Origin of the sequence: Teichococcus deserti (genome assembly GCF_001982615.1) — a bacterium.
In the GTDB taxonomy this organism is placed as follows: domain Bacteria; phylum Pseudomonadota; class Alphaproteobacteria; order Acetobacterales; family Acetobacteraceae; genus Pseudoroseomonas; species Pseudoroseomonas deserti.
Genome location: NZ_MLCO01000012.1, coordinates 1 through 24,551, shown reverse-complemented (window position 1 = coordinate 24,551; position 24,551 = coordinate 1). Strand labels below are relative to the sequence as shown.

At 62.1% G+C, this 24,551-nt stretch carries 29 protein-coding genes and 4 pseudogenes; 11 read left to right on the top strand and 22 right to left on the bottom strand.

The window, feature by feature from the left end; translation table 11 throughout:
- Window positions 1-22: 22 nt before the first annotated feature.
- Window positions 23-403: a response regulator gene (locus BKE38_RS01940; RefSeq protein ID WP_076955688.1), complete on the top strand. Its 381-nt coding sequence runs from the start codon at window positions 23-25 to the stop codon at window positions 401-403.
- Between the two features lie 95 nt (window positions 404-498).
- Window positions 499-864 carry a DUF1488 family protein gene (locus BKE38_RS33765; protein ID WP_076955687.1) on the top strand — a complete coding sequence of 122 codons (366 nt, stop codon included), beginning with the start codon at window positions 499-501 and terminating at the stop codon, window positions 862-864.
- A 530-nt stretch (window positions 865-1,394) separates the two neighbouring features.
- Here BKE38_RS33765 and BKE38_RS01930 read toward each other — a convergent pair.
- Both BKE38_RS01930 and BKE38_RS32755 read right to left on the bottom strand, forming a co-directional pair.
- Window positions 1,395-2,270, bottom strand: a complete 876-nt coding sequence (locus tag BKE38_RS01930; protein ID WP_242662133.1) for a transglutaminase-like domain-containing protein — start codon at window positions 2,268-2,270, stop codon at window positions 1,395-1,397.
- Window positions 2,267-2,578 (bottom strand): hypothetical protein, encoded by a 312-nt coding sequence (locus tag BKE38_RS32755; protein WP_207553462.1) that lies wholly within the window; start codon window positions 2,576-2,578, stop codon window positions 2,267-2,269. Before BKE38_RS32755 ends, BKE38_RS01930 begins: the two co-directional genes overlap by 4 nt.
- A gap of 750 nt (window positions 2,579-3,328) precedes the next feature.
- On the opposite strand from BKE38_RS32755, the gene BKE38_RS01920 reads away from it, so the two are divergent.
- Window positions 3,329-3,961: a lysophospholipid acyltransferase family protein gene (locus BKE38_RS01920; protein WP_131829466.1), complete on the top strand. Its 633-nt coding sequence runs from the start codon at window positions 3,329-3,331 to the stop codon at window positions 3,959-3,961.
- 134 nt (window positions 3,962-4,095) lie between these two features.
- Here the strand turns inward: BKE38_RS01920 and BKE38_RS01915 are convergent, their stop codons facing one another.
- The 5 genes and pseudogenes from BKE38_RS01915 to BKE38_RS01890 form a co-directional block, all read right to left on the bottom strand.
- Window positions 4,096-4,305 (bottom strand): hypothetical protein, encoded by a 210-nt coding sequence (locus tag BKE38_RS01915; RefSeq protein WP_076955684.1) that lies wholly within the window; start codon window positions 4,303-4,305, stop codon window positions 4,096-4,098.
- A 345-nt stretch (window positions 4,306-4,650) separates the two neighbouring features.
- A complete protein-coding gene (locus BKE38_RS01910) occupies window positions 4,651-4,857 on the bottom strand; it encodes a cold-shock protein (protein ID WP_076955683.1) in 207 nt (68 codons plus the stop codon).
- A gap of 1,601 nt (window positions 4,858-6,458) precedes the next feature.
- A pseudogene (locus BKE38_RS01905) lies at window positions 6,459-8,169 on the bottom strand (phage major capsid protein).
- 39 nt (window positions 8,170-8,208) lie between these two features.
- Window positions 8,209-8,460, bottom strand: a complete 252-nt coding sequence (locus BKE38_RS01895) for a hypothetical protein (protein WP_076955681.1) — start codon at window positions 8,458-8,460, stop codon at window positions 8,209-8,211.
- A gap of 66 nt (window positions 8,461-8,526) precedes the next feature.
- Complete coding sequence (locus BKE38_RS01890) at window positions 8,527-8,856, bottom strand: Clp protease/crotonase-like domain-containing protein (protein WP_131829465.1); 330 nt, start codon at window positions 8,854-8,856, stop codon at window positions 8,527-8,529.
- Between the two features lie 164 nt (window positions 8,857-9,020).
- On the opposite strand from BKE38_RS01890, the gene BKE38_RS31240 reads away from it, so the two are divergent.
- Window positions 9,021-9,869, top strand: a complete 849-nt coding sequence (locus tag BKE38_RS31240) for a hypothetical protein (RefSeq protein ID WP_131829464.1) — start codon at window positions 9,021-9,023, stop codon at window positions 9,867-9,869.
- Between the two features lie 511 nt (window positions 9,870-10,380).
- On the opposite strand, the gene BKE38_RS01885 is transcribed toward BKE38_RS31240, so the two are convergent.
- Window positions 10,381-10,638: a hypothetical protein gene (locus tag BKE38_RS01885; RefSeq protein ID WP_076955679.1), complete on the bottom strand. Its 258-nt coding sequence runs from the start codon at window positions 10,636-10,638 to the stop codon at window positions 10,381-10,383.
- Between the two features lie 50 nt (window positions 10,639-10,688).
- Entirely contained in the window at window positions 10,689-11,042 is a 354-nt protein-coding gene (locus BKE38_RS01880) for a hypothetical protein (RefSeq protein WP_207553461.1), read from the bottom strand.
- 444 nt (window positions 11,043-11,486) lie between these two features.
- Here BKE38_RS01880 and BKE38_RS33080 point away from each other — a divergent pair.
- The 4 genes and pseudogenes from BKE38_RS33080 to BKE38_RS01865 form a co-directional block, all read left to right on the top strand.
- Window positions 11,487-11,735: pseudogene (locus BKE38_RS33080) on the top strand (glycosyl hydrolase 108 family protein); the annotation flags it as partial.
- 24 nt (window positions 11,736-11,759) lie between these two features.
- Window positions 11,760-12,002, top strand: a complete 243-nt coding sequence (locus tag BKE38_RS33075; protein WP_242662132.1) for a putative peptidoglycan-binding domain-containing protein — start codon at window positions 11,760-11,762, stop codon at window positions 12,000-12,002.
- Between the two features lie 11 nt (window positions 12,003-12,013).
- Window positions 12,014-12,364 (top strand): hypothetical protein, encoded by a 351-nt coding sequence (locus tag BKE38_RS01870; RefSeq protein ID WP_076955676.1) that lies wholly within the window; start codon window positions 12,014-12,016, stop codon window positions 12,362-12,364.
- A 397-nt stretch (window positions 12,365-12,761) separates the two neighbouring features.
- Window positions 12,762-13,349: a DNA adenine methylase gene (locus BKE38_RS01865; protein ID WP_076955675.1), complete on the top strand. Its 588-nt coding sequence runs from the start codon at window positions 12,762-12,764 to the stop codon at window positions 13,347-13,349.
- A gap of 504 nt (window positions 13,350-13,853) precedes the next feature.
- Here BKE38_RS01865 and BKE38_RS30315 read toward each other — a convergent pair.
- The 6 genes from BKE38_RS30315 to BKE38_RS31235 form a co-directional block, all read right to left on the bottom strand.
- Window positions 13,854-14,647, bottom strand: a protein-coding gene (locus BKE38_RS30315) for an IS5 family transposase (protein WP_106409108.1) whose coding sequence is annotated in 2 segments (ribosomal slippage) — window positions 13,854-14,311 and window positions 14,311-14,647 — 795 coding nt in all. Because the reading frame shifts where the segments join, the coding sequence is not laid out codon by codon here.
- A gap of 250 nt (window positions 14,648-14,897) precedes the next feature.
- Entirely contained in the window at window positions 14,898-15,347 is a 450-nt protein-coding gene (locus BKE38_RS01850; protein WP_076955673.1) for a hypothetical protein, read from the bottom strand.
- Window positions 15,344-15,721: a hypothetical protein gene (locus BKE38_RS01845; protein ID WP_076955672.1), complete on the bottom strand. Its 378-nt coding sequence runs from the start codon at window positions 15,719-15,721 to the stop codon at window positions 15,344-15,346. Before BKE38_RS01845 ends, BKE38_RS01850 begins: the two co-directional genes overlap by 4 nt.
- Window positions 15,722-15,725: 4 nt before the next feature.
- Window positions 15,726-16,049 (bottom strand): hypothetical protein, encoded by a 324-nt coding sequence (locus tag BKE38_RS01840; RefSeq protein WP_076955671.1) that lies wholly within the window; start codon window positions 16,047-16,049, stop codon window positions 15,726-15,728.
- Entirely contained in the window at window positions 16,046-16,342 is a 297-nt protein-coding gene (locus BKE38_RS01835) for a hypothetical protein (protein WP_131829463.1), read from the bottom strand. Before BKE38_RS01835 ends, BKE38_RS01840 begins: the two co-directional genes overlap by 4 nt.
- Window positions 16,343-16,418: 76 nt before the next feature.
- Complete coding sequence (locus BKE38_RS31235) at window positions 16,419-16,649, bottom strand: hypothetical protein (protein WP_131829462.1); 231 nt, start codon at window positions 16,647-16,649, stop codon at window positions 16,419-16,421.
- 411 nt (window positions 16,650-17,060) lie between these two features.
- Here BKE38_RS31235 and BKE38_RS01830 point away from each other — a divergent pair, with 411 nt between their 5' ends.
- Complete coding sequence (locus tag BKE38_RS01830) at window positions 17,061-17,366, top strand: response regulator (RefSeq protein WP_131829461.1); 306 nt, start codon at window positions 17,061-17,063, stop codon at window positions 17,364-17,366.
- Between the two features lie 435 nt (window positions 17,367-17,801).
- On the opposite strand, the pseudogene BKE38_RS01825 reads toward BKE38_RS01830, so the two are convergent.
- The 5 genes and pseudogenes from BKE38_RS01825 to BKE38_RS01800 form a co-directional block, all read right to left on the bottom strand.
- Window positions 17,802-18,592, bottom strand: a pseudogene (locus BKE38_RS01825) (IS5 family transposase).
- A gap of 45 nt (window positions 18,593-18,637) precedes the next feature.
- The gene (locus tag BKE38_RS32750) at window positions 18,638-19,084 is read right to left on the bottom strand and encodes a DUF2934 domain-containing protein (protein WP_207553460.1); all 447 of its coding nucleotides are present in this window, start codon (window positions 19,082-19,084) and stop codon (window positions 18,638-18,640) included.
- A gap of 33 nt (window positions 19,085-19,117) precedes the next feature.
- A complete protein-coding gene (locus BKE38_RS31720) occupies window positions 19,118-19,429 on the bottom strand; it encodes a DUF1488 family protein (protein ID WP_076955667.1) in 312 nt (103 codons plus the stop codon).
- Window positions 19,430-20,003: 574 nt separating this feature from the next.
- Window positions 20,004-20,237, bottom strand: a complete 234-nt coding sequence (locus BKE38_RS01805; RefSeq protein WP_076955666.1) for a hypothetical protein — start codon at window positions 20,235-20,237, stop codon at window positions 20,004-20,006.
- Window positions 20,238-20,270: 33 nt separating this feature from the next.
- A complete protein-coding gene (locus tag BKE38_RS01800; RefSeq protein ID WP_076955665.1) occupies window positions 20,271-20,579 on the bottom strand; it encodes a hypothetical protein in 309 nt (102 codons plus the stop codon).
- 364 nt (window positions 20,580-20,943) lie between these two features.
- On the opposite strand from BKE38_RS01800, the gene BKE38_RS31230 reads away from it, so the two are divergent.
- Window positions 20,944-21,342: a response regulator gene (locus BKE38_RS31230; RefSeq protein ID WP_131829459.1), complete on the top strand. Its 399-nt coding sequence runs from the start codon at window positions 20,944-20,946 to the stop codon at window positions 21,340-21,342.
- Window positions 21,343-21,497: 155 nt separating this feature from the next.
- On the opposite strand, the pseudogene nhaA reads toward BKE38_RS31230, so the two are convergent.
- Window positions 21,498-22,500: pseudogene (gene nhaA / locus BKE38_RS01790) on the bottom strand (Na+/H+ antiporter NhaA).
- 348 nt (window positions 22,501-22,848) lie between these two features.
- Between nhaA and BKE38_RS31225 the strand changes: the two are divergent.
- Window positions 22,849-23,196 (top strand): response regulator, encoded by a 348-nt coding sequence (locus BKE38_RS31225; RefSeq protein WP_131829458.1) that lies wholly within the window; start codon window positions 22,849-22,851, stop codon window positions 23,194-23,196.
- A 144-nt stretch (window positions 23,197-23,340) separates the two neighbouring features.
- Here the strand turns inward: BKE38_RS31225 and BKE38_RS01780 are convergent, their stop codons facing one another.
- Window positions 23,341-24,132 carry an Ntn hydrolase family protein gene (locus BKE38_RS01780; RefSeq protein WP_076955662.1) on the bottom strand — a complete coding sequence of 264 codons (792 nt, stop codon included), beginning with the start codon at window positions 24,130-24,132 and terminating at the stop codon, window positions 23,341-23,343.
- Between the last annotated feature and the right edge of the window lie 419 nt (window positions 24,133-24,551).

Genomic DNA, 24,551 nt, shown 5'->3' with positions numbered 1-24,551 from the left:
GCAGCCTGAAACTGGAGCCACCGTGTGTATTCTGGTTGTAGAGGATGAGGCCCTCATCCGTTTCGTCATCATCGAAGTTTTCGGTAGCGCGGGCTTCGAGGTGTGTGAAGCGTGTTGCGGCGAACAGGCCGCAGCGCTGATCGATGCAGCAGACAGGCGGTTTAGCCTGTTGATCACCGACATCCACATGCCGGGAAAGCTAGATGGTATCGCCGTCGCAGGTTTGATGCGTCTGCGCTATCCGGGCACGCCCATCCTCTTCACCACAGGGCGGCCGGATGTCTTGGACGGGCCAGAGGGCCTCAAAACTGGCGATAGACTGCTGCAGAAGCCTTACGGCCCCACAAGGTTGCTGACCGTGGCCAGAGAGATGCTCGACGGAAAACTGCCCCTGTATCTCTGACGCCGCTTTGTATTGATCAGCATTCGACACGCTTGCCTTTCCCTAAACGGTCGCCAAGCCCGAGGCGACCGGCGCCACGGCACCATGGAACAATCATGCAAATCCAATTTCAGCAGCGCGTCCTCCGCCCTAACTGGGATGGCAGGATGATGCTCTTCAGAGTGATGGTAGAGGAGGGATGGATATCCTGCTCAATTTCCCGATCGGCATTGATCGAGGTCGCGGCCTGCTTCCCAGGTGAGGGCCTGGATCTTCCCTCCTGCTTCGACCGGCATCGCCTGCTGATCGACGGTGTTGCGAGGAGCAAGCATACGGCGGGGGGTGGAAGGATGTCAGGGCGGTTGCACATCTGGGCAGACGACATCGTAGAGCCACCCCCAGGCAACGCGCCGACTGCCGCTGCTCTCACCGACCCGTCGCTGGATCAGATTGTAGACTATACTGCCTGCCGGTCAGCGTGATGCACAACGTCAGTCGACCGGCGAAACCTCCGTCGCTGCACGCTCGCCAGCGGGGCCTCCGAAGCCAGCCACTAGGCATCATCTGATGGCGCATGTGGCGACGGGATGTGCTAGTTTGCCACTATGACATCCCCTTCCGATGTTGACGGCGTCGACATGAGGCTCAACACCTCCGAGCGTGACTTCATCCGTAGTGAGATGGTCATCCGCTTTGGATGCCCTCCCGTGCTGTTGGAAGGGATGTTTCTGCGCATTTGGCGGAGCGGCCCAAAGGCAGGACAGCCAAGGATACCGTCGGCGGTGAAAAGCATGGCGGATCGTGGCCTGCTCGAGATACGACCCGGCGCCACATGCGGGCACCGGGCTTATTTTACCGAGGCAGGACTTGCTTCCATCCGATGGTTGGCGGCACAGCCGCGCGGCCTGGATCCTGCCAAATACGAGCATGTTTGGCGCGAACTGGGTCTTGCGAGGCAATAGCCAATATTGGACGCAGCCCAGGATCGGTTTCAGAAAACTCGATTCCTTGCCTAATACGGCAGAATTTCGCCAGGCTCTACCTCGTCCGTTACGACGCGGAACCCTGTCATGGTGCATGTGCCGAAGGTTGTCACCAGGGCAACATCCGTCGCATCACGGCCACGGGCCATCAGAATGCGTCCGATCCTTGGCGTGTTGTTGCGCGCATCAAAGCTGTGCCAGCGATCGCCCAGCCAGACCTCGAACCAAGCGGCAAAGTCCATAGGTCCATGTGGAGGAAGCACGCCGATATCGCCTAGCCAACCTGTACAATAGCGCGCCGGGATGTTGAGGCAGCGGCAAAGGGTGATGGCGAGATGGGCATAGTCGCGGCAAACGCCGCGCTGCTCAGCATAGGCCTCCGAGGCGCTGCGCGTGGCGCTGGCATGTTCGTAGCCGAAGACGATATGGCGATGGGTGAAGTCGCAGACGGCCTGCACCAGGCCCCAGCCAGGCGGCAGATGTCCAAAGCGCGACCAGGCGATTTCCATGAGCTTGTCGGTGTCACAGTAGCGGCTGCCCAGCAGGTAGAGCAGCATCGCATCTGGTAGGAGATCGACAGGATGCTGCATCGCCTGCGGATACTGTGGGTCGGGCTGGCCACTATCACGCAGATTGAAACTGCTTGCTATGACGAGCGGACCTTGTGGCGCCACAATCCGTGTGCAGAAATTGCCAAAGCTGTCGTGGTAGGTCTGCTGCGACATTGTGGGAAAAAAGTCTATCCGTTGCGTCGCCATAATATCAGACAGGCGTGATGAGTGCGGGCTGAGCATCAGCAGCATCGGGGTCGGTTGTGGACAATCGTAGCTGATCTCGAAGCCGGCTCGGATTATGATGCTGCTTCGGAAGCCCTCGTGCTGATCGATGATCCGTTCCACACTCATGGTTCTTTCCTGACCGTTGTGATGAACTGCCGAACGCTGCCCTCGCGTATCAGGGCGGTTTCCGGGCGAGTGCCGGTTTGGGATGTGGGTAAAGGCCAGAAGGGCCACACCTCGCTCATGCCGCTGAACTGGCTTTCACGAACGATGCGCTCATGGCCGTCGCTCTGGCTGCGGACGCGATACTCGCGGTCAGTGCCGTCATTTGGCTGAAGGCGCATCACCGTGTACATGCCACTGGGCAGATTTCGTTCCTGCTTGCTTGCGTGAATTTGAACGGTCTGGCCGACATTGAAGCTGTGGGGTCGCATGCTGATTCTCCGCAGGACACTGTTCTGGACAGCCTACAAACCGGCGACGATCCATAGCCAGGTGCTGGCAGGACGGGAACGGGGCAGCGAATGCCACCCCGCAGAAGCTCGCACTCAACGCAGGCTATGCAAGAAGCTCACCCTGCTGACCCTACTTCGTGCGACCTGTTCGAGCTGGAGAGCCGGACGAAGCAGAGGTGGAGAAAGGCGCTTATCGCGTGTCCACCCTGCTGGATGGGATCAGATCCGCTTGTCCCATTGAACAGGCGAGCAATGCGGACGCCATGATGACTGTGGCTCGCATGGAGCCATGACGCAACAACACAAGGAAGATCGAAAATCCTGAGAGATCCGGCGCGAGCTCAGCTCTTCTGCGTGAGAAGAAAGTGAATCGAGCGTGATGGCGTAGCCGCATCAACATGGCCTCTTGGCATCCGCAAAGCAAGCGTCATGAATTGACCGAACAAAATTGGCAGGATCTTCGATGTCGACGATACCTACTATCGCCACACGGCAGCTCCTCAGCTGCGCCAGTTTCTTGAGCACCCGCCCTTCGGTCTAGGCGGGTAGCCGGGATAGCCGGCAATTCTTCTGGTGGTCAGAGGAGAAGCAGTGTAGGGCCAGCACAACTTCAGGACGTGATGTCATGCTGTCGATCTACCGGATATTGCCTGATAGGCCGTCACGCTGAGCGCCCCTTTGCCGCGGGGGCATCTGTCTCGCGCGTGGCGCAGTTCGCTGCAGAGCGCTTTGCTTGCACGGCTGCTTGGCGTTTATCTCGACCTCTGCCGCCGTACGGCGCGCTGGGAAATTCATGGCGCCACAGCGATGCGGGAACTGGCCTCCAGGCCTGACGGCTTCATGTTGGCTTTCTGGCATGAGTGTCTGCCGTTGATGCCGATGGCCTGGTCAGCCTTTTGGCAGGGGCAACCTCCGGCTCACCGCAAGGAAGGGCTTGTGATGATTTCACGCAGCCGGGATGGGCAGATGATTGCTCGGCTGCTTGCCCGCTTTGGCTTGCGCGTTGCTTCCGGCAGTTCCTCCGCCGGTGGCACTAAGGCAACGCGTAAGCTGCTTGGTGCTCTTCGCACCGGGTCGGTTGCCGTCATCGTTCCCGACGGCCCGCGTGGCCCGCGCCGCCGAGCCGGACAGGGCTGCCACCGGATGGCTGTGGCTGCCAAGGTGCCCATCGTTCCCTGTGCTGCACATACGGCGCAATCCTGGCGCATCGGTAGCTGGGACCGCATGGTTATCCCTAAACCCTTCGCCCGGTGCATCGCCGTTGTCGGGACGCCGATCATGCCCGAACAGCCCGATCTGCAGGCAGTGCTGGAAACGGCGCTGACCTCGGTGATCGAGGAAGCCGCCCGGCGCAGCCTATGACGTGCCAACCATACGCAGGGGCCAAGCGCCTTGCCATCAGGCACAAGGAATGGACGACGCTGCTGGTAGTCGGCCGGCCTGGGATGTCTATGGGATGGTCTACGCAGGCGCTGGCTTTAAGCGATGGGTGGGTGTCAGAAGACGGCCGGACTTTCCGGGCTACGCAAGTCACTCTCTCGGACGACACGCTCATGCCCGTCGCGCTGGTGCCGCACGCGGTACTCGCGATCTGTGCCGTCATTCGGAAGCAGACGGACTATGGTGTAGATCTCGAGCGCCTTTCCCTTCGACTTTGCTGAAAGCAGCATGAGGTTCTGGCCGACGGTGTGACGGTGGGGCTTCATGGCCATCCTTAAATCTATGTGCAAGGAGGTGAGCGGCTGGGCGTCGGTCTGTACTCGTCCGGAAGATGGTGGGCCCTCGCTTCCAGCTAGCCCATGGTATCAAGGATAATCCGGCGGATCTCCTCGAGGGTCAGACCGGAGGGACTGGCGGGTGCCGACTTGAGACGCAGGCGAGGCCCATCAGAAGGCGTCGAATGAGGCTTAATTTGAGAGATGGTCATATTATCCTTCACGGCGACGCCAGTGCCTTGCGCATGGGCTGTCACCAGGCCTGACAAGTTGGAATGGAGTATCCAGGCAAAAAGAGGCAGGGCAGAGACGAGCGCCAATGCCCTGCGGTCCACCTCAGGCAAGCTTCAAGTTGCAGGCGGAGATCTTGCCTTGCTGGCCGCGTTGGAGATCGTAGGAAAGCTTATCGCCTTCCCTCGGCGCTTGTAGGGCGGAGTTCTGGACGTCGGAAATATGTAGGAACACGTCCTTGGATCCGTCATCCGGCTGAATGAAGCCGAAGCCCTTGGTCGGGTTGAACCACTTAACGGTGCCGATCGACATAATGGTGCCTCCTCATAGCGGAAGACCGTACAGCGACGTGCTGAACGGAGCATACTTCGAGAGAGGCGGACACCAGGCTCGGCGCTCATAAAGGAGCAGAAGAGTGCAGGCCGAGCCAAACGAAATATTTTATAAAACATAAATTAAAATTTGGTTCTGCGCAAACATTATTTTTCCGGAACTTCGTACTTTAGGCGGTTAGCGAACTTGTTGGCGATACAAGGGGCCGGGCCTGACCTTGGCAAGTACCTTTCCCTTCCCATAGCGGCACCTTGAGCCGTCCTGTACTAAGCCAGAAGCCACGTTTCCCCTCAAAAGATTGTAGAAGGCTGAGCAGCTAGCTGCCGAGACGGCGGCTCGCTCTGCCCCTCCAGAGCTATGATTTCACTCTTTGATTTTCCACCTTTCTATGCGCTCTATCTCTCTGAACTTACAGAGGAATAAATCAAAACCTTAAGCGGCGGAAATCAAAGCCGGGGATTTAATCTGCAAATGTGCCCCCTCAGCGGTGGGAGGTCCCCCACGCCGGCAGGGATCGGACTCCCCCCCTCCTCCCGCTGCGGCGCGCGGCCGTCAGGCGGCGCCAGGAGGTGGGTGGGCAAGGCAGCAGCGGGGGGCACGGCCGCCGCCAGCCCGGAGCCGCCAGCGGGCTCCTACGGGCTGCTGCTGGCGTGGCATCGTCGCCGCTCCCGCGCCGTCTTGGTCGAGTAGCAGCTGCCGCAGAGCGCCTGCCGCAGTCCCGTGCCTGGCAGGTGCCATCCGCATGCCGGAACACTGCCGCGATGCGGCTTTCGTCATCGCCGCCCCTTGGACCCTCTTGCGCACTGCTGGCGCCGCAGTGTCCCGCCATGCGGCTGCTCCTCCCCCTCTTCGAGGAGCGTTGCGGGTGCGGACACCGGCGCGCGCGCAGTGCGGACAAGGGTGCGGACACTGCGGTGTGTCCGCACCCTTGTCCGCACCTTTGTCCGCACGCCAGTGGTCTTGCGCCAGCCGCTGTGAACCAGCGCAGTGCCCATCGTTCCGTCCGGCAAAGTGTCGAGATATTCGACACTTATACGGCGCTGGGCCAGCTGCCGTCGCAGCTTTTGAGGCAAGGCAAACCTCCGGATGGGGATGCCTGCGGACAAGGGTGCGGACACTGCGGACAAGATTTTGCACCCTTCAGCTAGGGTCGGTTCAGGGTGGGAAATACCCCGCGGGCCCACCCCCTCCAGGAAGGACCCGAAAGGGGGGGTGGGGGGCCAGGCCGCCACAGCTGGATGAGCCGCGGTCACCGGCGGGCAGGGGCAAGCGCCTTGGCCTGCGACCTCGGCAATGGGGACGATGGTGGAGGCGACTTTGATCACCCGCGGCTTGAGCACCTGGGTGCGTAGGCTCACTAAGCGGGAGACTGTTCGAAGGGATTGCCAAGCACCAGAACTCCTGAAACGACAAAGCCCCAGCAGAGGCCAAGAGGATCTGCAATCAATTAACATGTGATGGCCAAGGTTCCGCTCGCGACGGCGTGTCTAGACCTGGTTCCTCGCACGGTGTCAGGTGCGCGCCCTTAGCCGTTTTCGAGCCCGGAGTTGTCTGTGTTCTCCCAGCCCGACTTTAGCCATTCAAGCCTGATGCAAGACGTTGCCGATGCCATGGTCGATGCCGTGACAAGCCTGATTCTTCAGGGTGACGTCCATCCGGACGCGGCGTCGCAATTGCTGGACGATGCTATTGCCGGACTTCCTGCAGGCGCTCAGCCTCTCATACGCTTCGAGGCCCATAGGCTGTGGATGAGCCGCGCCGAGAATTTGGAGTGGAACCCGCCTACCTAAAGTGTTTTTCTTACTCCAGAGGAAAATCAAGGATGGCGTTATGGCCAAGTCAGCGATCGCTGCGAGAGCCGTGATAGACGATTTAGTTCGAGAGATTGAGGCTCTTGTCGCCGCAGGCGGCGTGAGAAGCGACGACATGTTCCCTCTGCTGAACAGGACCATTGACGGCCTGCCCGCAGAAGATCGCCGCATGCTGCGAAAGGAAGTTGCTGTGGCCCAAAGTCGGCACAAAATGATGGCGCGCTCCGAATAAAAGCTATTCGACATTAGGTCGCCGCCTCTCCACCCCCCTCCGGGACGCCAGCGCCGTCCGGCGCCTTGAGAGGCGGTCTGTGGGCCATGCTCACCGGGGACTATGGGATAGTGAGCCTTTACGTTTCCAAACGGTGGTTTGACGAAACGTAAAGGCCACCAGCTGCTAACCGGAGGGGGTGTTTCAAACCCAAACGTCCGTTTAACGGTCTGAAACACCCATCCAGCGATATCTGAGCAGTTTGTAGCTATGTCGCGCAGCCTGACGTGCTCGCCAGCGGTTCGGGCTGGGATCAGGGCCTCCCAATGCGGCTCCTCGATGTCGAACCCGGGGCCAGCGATCAGCTCGAATGTCATCGGTCCCCCTATGGGGGGGGAGGGTGAAACCCCCACTGCTTTGGTCCGCGTGCAAAGGGAGCTGCCCAGCCGCACCATCTGCAGGTTCAGCACGTCGCGGACGACGTAGTTCTTGAAGTTGCCGAAGGCGATGGACTTCGCGCCGGCCGCCATCACCGGCATGTCCTGGTTGATGGAGTAGCCATAGCCGTTGATGGTGTCGGGCGCGCCGACCGCGACACCCGGCGACCACAGCGGCCGGCCCTGCCCGTCCTTCAGCTTCTTCAGCGTATTCAGGACGCTGTCGTGGAACATGTAGCGGGCGCCGATGCGGTAGGCCGGATCGGCGCTGTGCTCCAGCTCGGTCAGGTCGTCCCAGGTCACGCTGGTGGTCTGGCCGGCGGCGGTGCGGCCGACCGGTGTGCCCAGGATCGGGCCCTCCGGCTGGGTCGTGCCATTGCCCTTGGTGAAATGGGCATCGGTGCCGCGCTGGAAGCAGCCGGCGCAGGCGTCGCGGATGAGCGCGTCGAAGTCGAAGGCACTGTCCTGCAGCAGCTGCAGCGAGATGCGGATCGGCAGCGTCGAGTAGGTGAAGCTCTTCAGCATACGGCTGCCGAAGGTCATGCCCTCGCCATCCGGCAGCTGGCTGTTCTCGCTGATGATGATCGCGACCGCCGCGGTGTCGTCGGTCCGGCCAGGGTAGCTCGACGCCGGTGCGGATGCTGATGACGCGGGCGGCCTCGCGCATGCCGTCCTGCGCCTTCATGGCGACCAGCAGCTCGCGCTTAAAGTCGGGCGCGATGGTGTAGCCGCCGGCGGGTCCGCTGCCGGTGCCGGCCGCGTTGCGGACGCCCTCGACGGCGCTCAGCCGGGCGCGGACCTTCTTCGCGTCGTCGCCCTCCAGGCCGGCCACGCCATTGGCCAGCCAGGCGACCAGCAGGCGCCGCTCCGCCTAGCGGTTGTCTTCCGCCTGGTCGGCCGAGATGCCTTGGCGATCAGCCGTCTCGAGGGTCTGCTCGGCCGGCTCGGCCTGCAGCTGGAGGGCGTTCTCGAGGCAATCGATCTGCGCCTTGAGGCCATCCGCCTCGGCCATCATGGCGTCGAAGCGGATGATCTCCTCGGGGGTCTCGCCCTCCTTGTCGATCAGAGCCTGGGCGTCGGTGATCAGCTTGGCCCGCTTCGCGCGCAGCTCTTTGGTCCGCATGTAGCTCTCCAGGAACGAGAAAGGCCGCCCGGAGGCGGCCTGAGGTGCCGCGGCGAACCCCGCGCGTCAGGGGTGGCAGGGCGGGATCAGGCGGCCGAGGCCCAGCGTGCCAGGCGCCGGCGGCGCTCGATCTCCGGCGGCGGCCTTCAGGCCCGCGCCGCCCTTGTTCTCGGGGCCGGAGGCAGGCTCCACGTCCTTGATGCTGTCGACTGGGCCAGCGGCCTTCGCCTCGCTGCTGGTGAACCAGGTCTCGCCGTCCATGGCGGCCGTCATCTCCTCGATCGGTGCGGCGTCCGTGCTTGCACGGACGGTCAGGCCTTCCGGCAGCATGTGCCTCGCGTAAGCTTCCAGCACCTTTCCCGAGAAGCGAGTGGTGCGGGCGGCGATGTCGGGCATCTGTGGTTCCGATAATGACGATGGTAATGCCTGACTTGCGCGAGCCTTCAAGAGCGTCTTGCAGAAGTCAGGACTTATCCAAATCAACCGCCTTCCCTCAGCGGTTTACGTTGACATTACGTTATGAACTATCATTCTCGTCGCGCAGGGAGTGGGAGAAGGCGGTGACGAAGTTCTCGAGATTGATGCTCGCAGCTTTCCTGCCAGCGTCTCTTGTTGGTTGCGGAGTTGTCACACCCAAAATGCAGATGTTCTCTTCCGATGAAAGAGAACAAGGCATTGAAGAGAACCGCATCATCAACCACATCAAGTGTGAGATCCGTGAAGGCGTCAGGAACGCTCTAGATCATTTTTCGAAGGATGCTGGAGCAACTGGCAAGAGCGTCGATTGGCTCAGGAACTGGGGAGCAAAAGTCACTCTGGAGCTAACGGTCAATGAAAAGAGCTCTTTCAAGCCAGGCGTGACTTTCATCACGCCATTTAATCCTAGAGAGGCTTTCTCCTTTGGCCTGGGTGTCAACCTTGAGACAGAGGCGACCAGGAAAGAACTCGTTTCGTTTTCCTATAGCTTTCGCGACCTGCTTCAGGAGCCGGTTAACACAAACTGCGTGGCGGAAGGAGGTGTGGGAATTAACAGCAACCTACACATTGGCCAATTCATTTTGAGTAAGACTTTGATAGCTGCTGTACCGGGAACCATACCTGGAAGCTCAGTGTCCGACGAGCGTTTTCCGTTCAGCGCCTTCAATTATGAAGCGACTTTCGTTGTTACTTACGGCGGAAGTGCAACTCCATCTTGGGATCTAATTCGCTTATCAGCGAACCAGAATGGTGATCTCCTCGCCGCAGCTAGGACTTCAACCCAGTACGTCTCTCTGACGCTTGCGGAGGTCGTCAATTCAGACGAGCGCGGTGTACCTGCTGCTTTAGATCCTAGGGCTGTAGCACTCCACGATGCCACGATCATTGGGCAATCAGTAGCGCGTGCATTGCAGAACATCACCTTAAGATAATGATCAGCAAAGGAAACCATTAATGGATAAGGAAGATTTCAAAAAGCTTCTCGAGCAGAAGCCGCATCTTCGCGAGCTAACGGAGATTTATGGAGTGCCGCGGAGAGTCATGGGATTGGCGGATTGCTCAACCTTACCGACAGGGGCCGTTTGCATGGAGACCGCCTGCAAGAATGGCAAAAAGCTGATTCTGCGGTGTGGCCCAAACGGGTGCACCGAGGATGAACTGGTTAGCTGCTAGTAGAGCCTCCTCTTGGTCCCTAGGTTCAAGCTCTCAGCAGGCCGCCGTTCCTGCGGGCTCCGCCCCGGTCCTCCTTGACCCGGTTGTCATGGGGTCGGCAGAGGCTCCGGAGGATAGCCAGGCGGTCGCCGCCGGCCCGCCGGCGGGACACGATGCGGTCGACCACCACGGCCCGAGCGGTGCAGCGATGGCCATCACGCTCCAGCGCCGCCCGGCGCAGCGCCCGCCACTCCGCCGAGGCGTAGTAGGGGTCGCGCAGCTTGCCGATGGTCAGCGCGCCTCGAGGGTGGTGTAGCCGGCCCGGCCGTTCTTCCCCGGGATGACGTCGCCGACCATCTTGGCCGTAATGGTCTTCGCCGGCACGCTCGGCACGGCGGCCACCTCGCCCTGCGTTAGGATGCGCTTGCCGGCCGTGGCCATCGGCGCGCCGCCCATGGCCGCCTCGAGCACCGGCTTGATCACCTTCAGCCGCTTCTCCAGCCGGTTCTTCTCGGCCGCGCCGGTCGCGTATTCCTCGGCCAGGGCCACCAGCGCCTTCGCGGATGACCGGGTAATTTGTGGCCGGCGGGGTGGCCGCTTCAGCGGCCGGCTTGCGGGGTGCCATCGGAGGCTTCCCTACTCTGGAGAATGCGCCGCACCTGGGTGGCATGCCAGACCTCGCCCCCGGAGGGCGGGCGGATGCCGCGGGCGGTCAGGGCCTCGGCGACAAGCCGGATGCTGGAGGCACCGGCACGCTGCGCCGCCTCGATGTAGGGCAGCACGGTGTTGGCGTAGGAGGCCGCGCGCGCTGTCTGCGCGGCGCGGCGCGGCGCGGCGCGGCCGGAGCGGGCGGCAGCGGCCAGCTCGGGCCGGTCGTTCCTCTTGCCGCTCTCCACCTCCTCGTATTCGGCGATCAGCCGGCCGGCGACTTGGCTGGCCATGAAACTGGTCACTGCCGCCTTCTAAGCCTCGAGCCCGAGGCTGCTGCGGCCCTGCTGATCGGTGGAGACGCAATAGTAGGCGTACGAAGAGCGGAAGAGAGGAGGCCGCCCCAGTGCCCACCCTGAGGCGGGGCGGGGCATTCAATGCCTGTTTCAACCGCAAACGGTCGTTGCCGCCGTTGTCACACCCGCAGCGCCATCCGGCCGCTGCACGCGGCCCGCTGAACCTGCCACTGCGAAAGATCTTCTGAACTCTGGGAGGTGCCTAACGCCTTCGCCATGGGCCTGATCTGGCACTCGCGCTGGCGCAGTGGGCCGGCCTCTCCGCCGGCGGCGCCACCCTCTGCATCGCCCTGCTGGCGCGCATCGGCCCCGACGCCATCGAGCCCCTCCTCGGGCACCTGGTGCCCGCCCTGAAGAAGGCCAAGCCGTGACCTCTTCCTTCGCGCCTTCGAGCTGCTGATCGGCCATGAAGGCGGCTTCACCCTGAACCGTGCCGATCCGGGCAACTGGACCGGCGGCAAGGCCGACAAGGGCCTGCTGCGTGGCACCAAGTTCGGCATCTCGGCCGCCAGCTTCCCGACCCTCGATATCGCGGCGCTGACCCTGGCCGACGCCCGCGCCATCTACCGCCGGCTCTACTGGGACCGCGTCCAGGGTGACGAGCTGCCGCTGGCCCTCGCCCTGCTGGTCTTCGACAGCGCGGTCAACAACGGCGTCGCGGCGGCCGTGAAGCTGCTGCAGGCCAGCATCGGCACCCCGGCTGATGGGCTGATCGGGCCGGCCACGCTGGCTGCCCTGCGCCGCGCTGTGGGCGACGGAGACCCCGACCGGGTCACCGCCGTCGCCATCGAGTTCCAGGCCCGCCGCATCGTCCTGATGGCCGCGCTGTCCACCTGGCCCACCTTCGGCCTCGGCTGGGCGCGTCGGCTGGCCTCCCTTCCCTTCCAGGCCATGCGCCTGGCGTCCTGAAAGGACCGACCATGTCCGCTCTGCTGATCAACCTCGCCGTCACCATCCTGCTGAGCCAGGGCGCCGCCGGCCTCGGCCTGTGGGCCGCGAAGCTGCGCCGCGAGGCGCGCGACAGCTCGCTGGCCAAGCTGGTCGGCGCCGCCAGCCGCGTCGCCGGCCGCATGAACGACGCTTTCGGCCACCTGCCCATCGGCCTCGAGCGCGAGGCGCTGAAGGCCGCCGCCATCGCCGAGGGCGTGAAGGCCATCCGCGACGAGTTCGCGCCACATGTCCGCCGCGTCAGCGGCACCGACGACAAGCTGGCCGGCATCATCGCCGGCGAGTTCGGCAAGCTACCCGCGCCCGCCGTGCCGATTGTTTGAAGTCGCAACTCATACTACCATTAAACTAACGATATTGCTATTAGAGGTGTAGCTGTTGGTGCAATCTGGCCCTCTCAGGAAAGAAACCTTCACTTGACCCAGGCTCATTTTCGTCGTGCTGCCAAAGGGCATCGTCAGCCTTGCTTTTTCCTCCGCGATCTCTTCGCTTTTCTCGAAGATCTCTCTAATAGTAAAAATATAGCTTCCAGCTATAAGCTCGTATCGTTCTGCCTCGATGAAGGCGCTGTGATCGACTTTGCGATTGAGTCTGATGCCACCTACGCGAAGACGGCATGGGTGCCAATATAACTAACCGAGCGTTCCGTTAGCATGGCAGCGTCTTTCTGAGCCGGCATTTCCGCGCCCGCGCGGAGGCGGTCAACACATCAACACCAATGTGGCTAACCCCTTTCGCGTCCTGCAGCGCCACTATGTCGCGCTGATGGACATGCTGCGCTGGCAGCTGACCAGCCGCGCCGAGTTCGAGCGCCTGCTGGCCGCGAATGCGGACACCCTCACCGACCTTGAGCGCGCCGCGCGCTTCCTCTACCTGCAGCGCACCGCCTTCGGCGGCAAGATCAGCGGCCGCAAATTCAGCGTGGCGCCTGCCACGCCCGCGCGCTTCGACGTGACCAAGCTTACAGCCGTGTTCGATGAAGTTCACGAGCGCCTTGCTGGCGTCGTCATCGAGCGCCTGCCCTATGCCGAGTTGATCGCGCGCTATGACCGGCCCGACACCCTGTTCTATCTCGACCCGCCCTACTGGGGCTGCGAGCGCGACTATGGGCCGGGCGTCTTCGACCGCGCCGATTTCGAGCGCCTGGCCGAGCTCCTCGCCGGCATCAAGGGGCGCTTCCTGCTGTCGCTGAACGACACGCCCGGCGTGCGCGAGGTGTTCGGCCGCTTCGATATCGAGACGGCTGAGACCACCTATTCCATCAGCGGCAAGGCGCAGCGCGCGGGCGAGGTGCTGATTAGCGGATGAGCCTGACGCAGCCTTGTAGGCTGCGCCAGGCGCTCTCACATTTATCCGCCCATCATCAACCAGATAATGGCCCTGGCCAAGTCGGCTAAGTCAGCAAGATTGATGGAGATTGTGATCGTGCAGGCCTTCGCTGCAATGGTAATGGTCATGGAGATGTAGTCCGTCCCGACCGGGGGTTTATGTTCTTCCGGTCGGGCTATTTCTATTTAGCAAAGCCGCTCCATTTGCCTGCGCAGCGTGGCCAATGTCGGGCTATCGCCTCCGAAAGTTCTGCCTCCATCCTACGAGTGCCGAGGGCATCACTCTACCCGCGGAGAAGCAATCACCGGTGCTCACGTCCACCAGAGTAGACGCAGAGCATTACTGAACCGACGTGCACAATGGTTTTTGTGAAGTCACAGGCGACGCTGGCAAAGAGAGCATTAGTGGGCGGAAAACTGATGATGTCGCCGGGCCGGCAGCTCGATCTCAGGATGGCCAGCATACTAGCAGCACTAAGGTCTGTTAGAGCTTGATCCAATCGGCGGCGGCGGCGAGGCAGAGGACGCCGAGGAAGGATTGGGCAGTCTTCTCGTAGCGGGTCGCGACAGCCCGCCATTCCTTGAGCCGTGCCCAGAGGTTCTCCACCCGCGAACGGTTGTTGTAGATCCAACTGGGACAAGCGACGGGCGCATCCGTTCGCTTCGGCGGAATGGCTGGCCGAGCACCCATGGCCCAGATCCGCTCGCGAAAAGCATCGGCGGCATATCCGCGGTCGCCGATGATCCAGCCCGGCACACCCGGGAGACTGTCAAGCAGACCAGGTGCGAGCGGCAGTTCATGTGCCTGACCTGGAGCCAGAGCAAAGGCGATGGCCCGTCCGCGCCCATCAGCGATTACGCAAGCCTTGGTGCCATAGCCGCCGCGAGAACGGCCAAGCGCTTCGCGGAGATCTCGCTCTCTGCCATGGGCCCCCTTTTTTCTGCGCCTGCCGCTTTGTGGTGGGCGCGAACGTTGGTGCCATCCAGAAAGGTCATGCCGAGCGCTACGCCACGCTTCTGAACCAAGTCCAGCAGGCGCTCCCAAACACCGGCCTTGGTCCAGCGGATGAAAAGCTGGGCCGCCAGCCACCAGGGTCCAAGGTCGGCTGGAATGCTGCGCCACTTGGCGCCGTTCTGATGCCGCCAGAGAATGGCAGAGACAGTCCGGCGCAGATCCTTCGGCGGTGTCTTGCCATGAGGCCTGACCTCCTCGATCAGCGGCTCCCACACCGCCCAGACCGCATCCGTGAGAAGCTGGCCGTCCTTGCGCTTCGTCATGCCTGGAATATGGGAACAGCTCTCAAGCTCTAACAGCCCTTAGAAGCGAAGCTGGCTGCATTGGAGCCTGATGAGCAGGCGATGGGCTCAGCAGGTCGAGGCTGCCCTTGAGCTGGTCCAGAGAGGACTGCCAATGCCGATATGACAAGAACAAGCGGGATGAAGCGTAGCATTCGGATCGTCCGTCGTGAGGCTTGGGACAAATGCTACCGCTCGAGAGATGCTGACTCTAGCGACTTCTGCCTTATCATCACGTCGCTATCTTCAGCACCAGGTCGGGCCGCTCGGCGATCACCGCCAGCAGGAAGGCTTCAACCTGCTGCTGCACGGTGGCCTTGGTCAGGCTGCGCGGATCGCTCATCGGCATGATCGGCTGATCCGGCTCCAGCTCGTCACCGGCGATGCCGACCTGATAGGCCGCGATCTGCCCGGACTCCGAGCGCGTGTAGATCAGCTTCCGGAAGCTGCGGCTCTCCTGCTCCTCGATGCTCAGCTCGCGCGTGTGGGCGCTGTGCTCAGTGACCGCGTCCAGTCGCCCGGTCAGACCGACCGCATATTCGTCCAGCACCACCAGGATGTCGCTTAGGACTTCCTCCGCCAGCTGCAGGGCTGCGTCGAGCTCGGCGCGCTCCCGCTGCCGCTGCGCGGCTATATCGGCCAGCGCCTGGTCGAAGCGCGCAAAGAAGTCGACGGTGCTCATAGGATCCCTCTCCGGCGCATACGGCCGCCGACATAGGCGCTCCACCATTCCGACCGCTCCATGCCGCAGGGCACGCGCTCAGCCGGCTTCACGCCGGCCGGGTAGCGCAGCCAGATGCTGTCTTCGGCCGGCGCCTTGTCGTGCTTGCGCAGCAGCACGCCCTCGGGCTGCGTGCGGCAGAAGCGGCACCGCAGCCGGCCGGCCAGTGCCCCCAGCGTCGCCGGCGGGTTCGGCACCTTCAGCAGGGTCGAAAGCAGGTAGGCGCGCGCGCCGTGCTGGGCGCAGCCGGCCACCAGCAGCCAGCCAATGAAGTCGTCCACCGGCTCGGCCCGCCGGTAGCGCATGACCTTCTTGTGGCTCCAGTTGTGCGCCATGGCGTCAGTCGCCGAAGAGCTCGTCCAGCAGCGGCACGCGCAGGCTGTTTCGGCCTATATACGGCGCACCCCCGCCGACCAGCCGACCCCGCTGCAGCTCCGCTGCCTTCGGCCGGCCATAGCATTGGACGCAGCGCATCATGTGAACCGCCGCCGGCAGTGGGAACCAGTCGGGCAGCCGCTTCTGATCGGCCACCACGGTAACGGGGCGCAGCTTCCGTCCGCAGTCGCAGGTGACCTGGATCCACCACCCCCGCCAATCGCCGATGCAGCCGCCGGCGGGTGGCAGCGTCACCGGCTCGTCTTCGGGGCGGGTGCGCCAGGTCATGACAGCGGCCGGCCAGGGCGCCGCGGCGGCGGGTGCCGATTCCGGGCCGCAGCCACGTCGTCGGCATAGGCGCGCAGCCAGACGGCGATATCCTCTGGCACCTTGCTATGGCCAGTGGCCATCTTCCGGATGGTGCTGTCCGCCAGGTTCAGCTGCCCGGCCGCTTCGATGAAGGACCAGCGGATCACGCGCAGCGCCTTGCTAAATTCATAGGCGTCCATGGGCCGAACCGGCGCCGCAGCGGCGATCCTCGCGGGCAGCTCTGCACGATAATTCCCGGCTGGCGCGCTCATGGCGAGAGCTCCTGCCAGTTGCCGCATTGCCTATGCTCCCCACACGGCTGGCAGACGGGGAACAAGCTCGTGCCTCTCAGTGACGCCCTTCCGCACCGGCTGTTGCGGCTCTGCCTTTGCGGAAGGCTGGAACGGCCGCCTTTTGGTAGCTGAGGTGGGCGCTCCCTGCTCGTTCCAGCCGGACAACCTGGTCCTGAGCCTGCTGCAGAAGCTCGTTGTACTGCTGCAGAAGGTCCTCCGCGATCGACGCAATTTCGAGAAAAGGGCTGGTTTGCAAGTGAGCGACAATCGCCGCCTGATCTGCCACGCGGACTTCCCCCTCTCTGACACGCCGACGCGCCTTCTGGAGAGGTGTTTCGGGCCCAGGCATAGCTTGCTTCCTCATTTCACACCGGTTGCATCGGCAGGAAATATGTAACCCTAGGTAGCAAGATGCCACTCAGCACAACTTCTTCAGAACGATAATGCCCGCTATTGAAGTGAGTGGACGCAGGGCAAATGTCGACAAGCAGATCGCCGAGGCGCTGCGAAGGGCGCCACGACAACAAGCTGGCATCTTAGTTTTTATATCGAAACGTGTTGCATCAAAGGCCTGCTCCTGCTTAGATAATTCACGGAAACGGCATGACCGGTTCCAAAGCTAACGGAGGAGGTCTGCATGGGAATAACTCATGCTGCGCTGTTCCGTCGTCGCATCTTGGTGGCGGAGGATAGCTACTTGCTCGCGATCCATGCGGCTGACGTTTTGGAAGAAGCAGGAGCGCAGGTCGTTGGTCCAGTTGCCACAGTTTCGCATGCACTTGAGTTGGCGACCTCGATGACGCTGGACGGCGCTGTCTACAACAGCCTTCTCCGATCCACGCGGGCCGACCCGCTGGCAGCTCTTCTTGACCAGCAGATGGTGCCGTCGGTGGTTCTCAGCCTGACGCCCGCGGACAATGAAGACCCGCTGCTCCGCGACCATTCTGTGGTTCAGTGGCCATTCGACCCCACCGTCTCATTGCCACCCTGTCGGATGCCGTGATCCAGCGGCAGCACCAAGGCCGATCAGCCACGAAATAAGATCCTGTTCCGCACGATAAGCCCCGCTTATCGTTCGGGAAGAACGGCCATCACACGGTCGTGCTGATCGGTATCCCTTCTGAAGGGTCTCAGAAGAAGGTCAGCGAGATCGAGCTCCAATCTTAAACTTGATCTGCTCCCTCCGCAGGAAACGGCTTCCACACAGCGGGCGTCGGCATAGACATGACCGAGAGGCCCCTTAGGGATACTCTCAAGTGCCTGCCAAATTTCGGCAAGCACACTGATCTGCCAACAGGCGAAATCCATAAAATATTCGATAAACCAACTCTCAGCAGCATCTCGCCCTACCGCACCGCTGCTATGATCACGACCGAAGGCCATGCGGGCGGCACTTCGAGGCATCGCCTCCGGATCGTACTTGATAGCCTAAAGGCTGTTATGAACCGGTGGCCAGTCCTGCTGCCTGCTTGAGCATGAGGCAGGCGAAAGCGATCAGGTGGAGTTCAGCGAGGGTACTGGCATAGCGCTCGTATTCTTTGACCAGGCGGCGGAAGCGGGTGGCCAGGCGAAGGATCGCTCGACCACCCAACGCCGTGGCAGCAACACGAAGCCACGCTTGGCTTCGGAGAGCTTCACCACCTCAAGCTCGATGCCGGGCGCCTTTGCCGCCGCGGCGGCGCGCGCGCCAGTGAAGCCTTGATCGACGTAGGCGAGGTCGACGCTCTCTCCTGTGGAGGCTTGCACGGCCTTGGCCAGTGCGATCGTCGGCGCTGGCGGGCGTGACGTGCAGCGCCAGCAGATGCCCCAGCGTGTCGACCGCCATGTGCAGCTTCGAGCCCTTCTTCCGCTTGGCCCCGTCATACCCGGCGCGGGTGCCGCTTTCTGGAGAGGAGCGCAGCGTTCGGCTGTCGAGGATGGCTGCGCTGGGCTGCGCTTTCCGCTCCGCGGCGACACGCAGGACGCGGCGGAGGTCCTCGGCCAGGGCCTCGAAGCACCCGCCGCCAGCCAGCGCTGCGCCTGCTGCTACACCGTGGCCCAAGGCGGCAGGTCGTTCGGCATTCAACGCCACGGCGCACCCGTCTTGATGACGTAGCGCAGCCCGTTGAATACCTCGCGCAGCTGATGCTCGCGCTGGCCGCTATGTTCCGGCATCAGCGTCAGATAGGGCGCGACCAGCGCCCACTCATCGTCGGAAACGTTGGATGGATAAGGTTTGCGGATAGTCATCCCCCCCAGCCTGATCGTTACCTGGCTGGAGGTCCATAACAGCCTCTAGGTGGGGAAGCTGGTCTCGCTGATCGTCAGAAAGCGTCGGTCGGCCTTGATACGGTCACGTGCCTGGATCCAGTAGGTCTCAGCCATACCTTCTTTGCAGCCGTCCGCCTCCCACAGGAAATAGGCATCAGTGCGGATTTCCTCACAGGTAATGCGCCGGCCTTTTTCCAGCTCGGGTAGGCCCGGGCCGGGTTCAGCATCGGCAACTCTTTTTCCCCGATCAGCCGCCCACTTCAGGGCATCGGCCGCTTTCAAAGGGTGTTCCGGCATGCCGTCATCCTCACTTCGTTCTTCGGAAGAGGCATCTAAGGCTGCGGCTGTGATGTGCGATGGCATTGAACTGATCCTACCCTGCTCGAAGATCAAGTGAAGCGATGACGCGGGAGGTACCGGAAGGTCGCCGTCATGAAGCGGACGCATCGGCGTCTTATTGATGACCTTCACGCCCTTGCCAGCCTAAGTTGAAGCGCCTGCCGGTTAGGCGAAGCGAACTCCCACAGCTTTGACGCCACGCACATCGGCACAAGCGATCTGAGCTGCTGTGGTGGGTGAGCCCCCCGGCGGCGGTTCCACGACATCGTCCGCCCAGAGATGCAGGCGACCAGGAAGCCTGCTGGTTTGCTCTGCGTACTTTCTGCGGGCGATGTTTTCGATCAGCCCACGATTCCGGTTGAAATACGACGGAAGGCTGAAGCACACCTCGGAGCAATGCTCGGCAATTTCTAATATGGCCGACCTGGAGATGGAACAGGGAACAGCCTTGCTATCGATCAGGACATCGAAAAGCATCAGCCTTCCGTCCCATCCGGGATGCAGGCTTGTAAACGGGTAGGGCCTTTGCATAATAGCCTCCGAGACGCGTACGCGTCGTAAGCCTCCGATCCTGTATGGTCGGAGGGCGCAAGGCACGTCGTTCGGCAGTTTGGGAGCGAAGGCGCCGATGCTATAGAGCAGCGTGGCTGCCGCCTGACTTTGGTGCCAAAAAAGCATCGCCGTCGTACAAAGCGTTTTCGATGGCTTCACGGCTTACCAAAACAATCTAGCACATCCAGAAGCCCACCGTTCGGAAATCGTGCACAGGGCGCAGGTCGGCCATCAGCAGTGCTCGCCGTATCCCTCGACAGGTGCCAGCTTGTGCATCTTGGTAAGCAGAGGTCCATATGCTGCGGTTCCGCCTCTGATCGACTCTGCTCCTTCATCATTGCTTCGGCGGTTTAGAGGCATAGGGCGCCGCACCGGTGAGTCGGAAGCAGACCCTACCGCTTCCGCCGCCTGCATGCCCCCAGATAGGCGCCCACCATTCCGTTTGCTCCATGCCCCAGGGCGCGCGCTCAGCCCGCTTCACGCTGGCCGGGTAGCGCAGTTAGATGCTGCCTTTGGCCGGTACCTTGTCATGCTTCCGCAGCAGCACGCCCTTGGGTTGCGTGCGGCAAGAGTGGCTCTGCAGCCGGCCGGCCAACGCGCCCAGCGTTGCCGGTGGGTTCGGCGCCTTCAACAGGGTCGAGACCAGGTGGGCGCGCGCGCCGTGCTGGGCGCAGCCGGCTACCAGCATCCAGCTGACGAAGTCGTCCACCGGCTCCGCCCGCCGGTAGCGCATCAACTTTTCCTGGCTCCAGTTGTGCGCAATGGGTCAGCCCTGCAGCAGGTCCTCGAGCACCGGCACCAGGATGCCTGTGCGGTGATGCACGATGCCATGTACCCCGGTGCCTTCCCGGTCACGAAAGGTGGCGCTGTGAACCCGCTCGCCGCATTGCCGGCAGCGCAGCCGGGCGACGGCGACGCTGATCAGCTGCCAGGCTGGCAATCGCTGCTGCTCGATCATGCGATTGATTGACCATTGGGTGACGCAGCAGCCGCAATGCATATCGAGCCGCCAGCCGCGCCAATCGCCGACGCACCCGCCTGCCGGCAGCAGCGTGACGACCGGCGGCTCGTCCATGACCTGGCGAGCCGTTCCGGGCGCCGCGGCGGCGGATGCTGGGCATGCACGCCGTCGAGTTCGGAGGCGTAGGCGCGCAGCCAGGTGGAGATGTCGTCGGGCATCTTGGCATGGCCGCTGGCCATCTTCCGATGGTGCTGTCGGCTAGGTTCAGCTGCCCGGCCGCCTCAATGAAGGACCAGCGGATCACGCGCAGCGCCTTGCTGAATTCATAGGCGTTCATGGGACGCGCGGGGTCCTAGCGGCAATCTGACCGGTCAGCTTGGCAGGATGATACCCGTTCATAATTGGGTCCGATTTCTGCCATACCCGGTTCCAATTATCGTGTTGCATGTCTGAGCACCCACATTGAAAGCTTGCGTCGATGCCCAGCGATCCCATGGAACAGTTGCCAACGAGCCGCATTCTGCTTGTGGAAGAGGACAACATCCGCTCCGACAATCTTCTGGCATCTTTGCAGAAGGCAGGGGCAGTCGTCGCAGGACCTGTCCGAAGTGTGGAAGCAGCCTTGCTGATCCTTCGCACCGAATGCATCTCTGCGGTTGTTTTCGCCGATGGCCTGGAGCGAGGCCAAGGCGCCGAGGCGCTTGGCGATATTCTGGCGGAGCAGCACATACCAGCCCTGGTCATTGGCTGGAGCCCTATGGGCTCACCGAAGACGCGGATTGCCGGTGAGCAACTGGCCTGGCCGTTTTCCTACCTCACGTTTATCGCGGCCGTCTATCAGGCGGTGACGGGAGTGCGTACCGCGGTTGCCCACTAAGCCTGAGAGTTCTGCAAGGAAGATAATTTGCGGTTCTCATGTCGGCTCTACCGTGACGGCGTGCCAAGCCAGTCCTGCGGCGCAATGCGCAGCAAGGCGTAGCCGAGCAGACCAGAAATGAACGATCCGGCAAGGATCCCAATCTTTGCTTCGGCCTACAGGAGAGGATCGCCAGGAAAGGCGAGCAAGGTGATGAAGAGGCTCATGGTGAAGCCGATGCCGCAGAGCAGCGGCACGCCGAGCATTTGAAGACGTCCTGCATAGGCGGGCATGTCCGCCACCCCCAAGCGGATCGCCAGCATGGAGAGCCGAACACACCCGCAACCTTGCCGAACAGCAGTCCCAGCCCGACGCCGAGGGTCACCGGCGCCGCCAGCACTTCAGCGGACAAGCCTAAGAGCGGCACGCCCGCGTCGGCTAAGACAAAGACAGAGACAGGGACAATCAAGAAGCCGACCGGCAGGTGCAGTGTATGCTCTAGCCGATGAAGTGGACAATCCGCCGCAGTGTCGGCCTACTCTGGTGTTTTCTGCAGAGGATTCGTGAAGGCGAGGATCACGCCTGCCAGCGTGGCATGAATCCCGGACCGCAGCACCAGCGACCACAGCACAAGCCCAAGCAGCAGATACGGAAGAAGCCGGCGAACCCCAATTCGGTTCAGGCCGATCAGCGCAGCCACCACAGCAGAAGCGCCGGCGAGATCCGGCAGCGACAAGCCTGCCGTGTAGAAGAGGGCGATGATGACGACAGCTCCAAGATCATCGATAATAGCCAGGGCTGCCAGAAAGACCCGCAGCGAAGCTGGACCCTCTTGCCTAGGAGAGAGATGACGCCAAGCGCGAAGGCGATGTCAGTTGCGGCCGGGATAGCCCAGCCATGCAGCGTCGGTCCGTTGTTGAAGGCCAGGTAGATCAGTGCCGGCAGCGCCATACCGCCGGCCGCAGCAATGCTCGGTAGGGCGCGGCGCGGCCAGGTTGCGAGTTGCCCATTCAGGGCTTCTCGTTTGATCTCCAGCCCGACCAGCAGGAAGAAGATCGCCATCAACCCGTCATTGATCCAATGGCTGATCGACAAAGGGCCGGCATAGCTGTGCAGCAGAGCGTCATAGCCAGCCAGAGGCGAATCAGCGATGACCAATGCCAAGGCTGCGGCGGCCATCAGGACGAGGCCTGCAGAAGACTGCGCTTCGAGGAACCGGCGGAGAGCGCTGGGGCGGGCGTGGATGTGTTGGGCCATCAGGGCACTTTCCGGGCATAGGCAATGCACGCTGGCGGCCCGACCAACGCTACGCCCTGCCCGCCCCGTTCTTGGAACTGCACCCGCGGTCTCTATCGCATCGGCCGCACCAGGCTGCAACCAGGGTTTGAAGCTCGCGCCTCTCGGCATATGGACACGATAATTCTCGGTCATGGCTGTGCCGTCCTGACCAGGCCACTACGTTTCTCGTGTAGGAGCCTACGTTCATTGCCGATATAGAGCCTGCCAAATTTCAGAGGCTGCCATGGAATGCCTGACCACGCGGCTACCGCATCGCTCGGCCGTGTTCTGATCGTGGAAGAAGACAGCCAAGAGGCGGAAGTCATCGCGCTCTGTGTCAGTCGCGCCGACGCTACCGTTGCAGGCATCGTTCCCAATGCTGCAGCTGCGCTTCTCTTCTTCCAGCAAGAGGAAGCGCATCTTGTCTTGCTTCCCGAAGAGGCCGAGCTCGATGCACCTGGTCGCGGTCTGCAGGCCTGTCTGCGCACCTGGGGCCTGCCCGTTGTGCAGGTGCCTTCGCCCTTCTCTGAAACTTGGTTGGAGGCTTCGGTGCGATCGTCACTGGCCCCCTCCTTGACCGACCAGCCGCCAGCATAAGCGCTGGCTCTTGATCGGTAGGAACTGCCTTCTTCTGCACGATAACTCTCGAAAAACGCGACAGCTGGGTGGCTGAACGACGTTTGCCGCATTGTCGGCAAATATGCGTCCTTCTCAGCTTCTCACCAATTCTCTAATACTCTCCTATGGATGATAAAGATTCCGTTGCTGGACCCAGCGGAAGCCCTCGTGCTTGGTGATCACGGCAATCTGCACTGCGCCGCCGACGGATTTGGGAAGGAACACCGCGAAGCGCACAAAGCCGATAGTTGTTTCGACGAGGAAGCGTGCGAGGTCGATCGCGTCCTGGATAGGCATCGCTGGAACTGAGAGTGTGGCGTAGAGGTCTTTGACGAGGTTTTCCTGCAACGTCGGAACTTGATGCGCGGGAACCCCGTGGCGGGTAAGCGCCGCTCTAATCTCAAAGCCGGTTCCAAGGATCAGACGGTTCAGGGCCTCGTACTGCCCGTCCCACAAGATGCCGAAGCTCTCCTCGCCCATGATGCAGCGCGGTGCCGAGCAGGCTCCTCCGGCAAAGCTGACCTCCCACACCTCAGCCAGCGGACGCCCGGTAGAATAGCCGCAGACCCGTATTTGTAGAGGCGTGTCCTCACCGCAGGCCAGGACCTTCTCGAAGACGAATGCCCGCAGCCGCTGCGCAACCTCCCCTAGCGTGTAGGCCGTAGGGTCTAAACGCCAGTCTGGGTGCGCGGGGTCCATCCCAGCGAAGCGCCGCCGCAGGTCTTTCAGAAGTGTCTCCACAGATTCACTACCGATGCCCCCTGCGCCGGTAGACATCGCGCCGATTGGCAGGCCCTCATAGAGGTTTGTGATCTTGTTAGCATGGGCATAGACCTGCCCACTGGCCATGGTGCCTGCGCTGTCGGCCGCCATCACGACACCGTCGTTGATTTTCACAGAGACGATGACTGTCACGGGAGACTCCTCCTAGAGAAGGCCAGGCACTCAGCCCGTCGAACTCAACGTTTCCGCTGCGAGGATAGCTGCGTCGTTGACGACGGTTAGCGCCGTAAAGCAGCCGACCAGGAGCAGCCGCCGTTCTGCTCAAGATACGCGACGGCTATGGCCGAGCAGATAACGATGGGGATTGAGGAGATGCACAAGGGCAATCGCCGAGGCAAGTGACAAGGGAAAAACCCACGCTGCGGCGGATCCTGGCGACGCATGAGGCAGTGCTGAACGAAGTGCGGAAGGCGCAGGGAGCGGGGTTAGGCTCCCAGCGCTTTATTGATCAAGCACGATGACGCCTCACCATCAGCGCATTGGCTGAATGTCCGCATGGCAATGCCAGGTTTGGGGTTATTCGGCCGGAGCTAGGCTTGACGTCCAGTCAG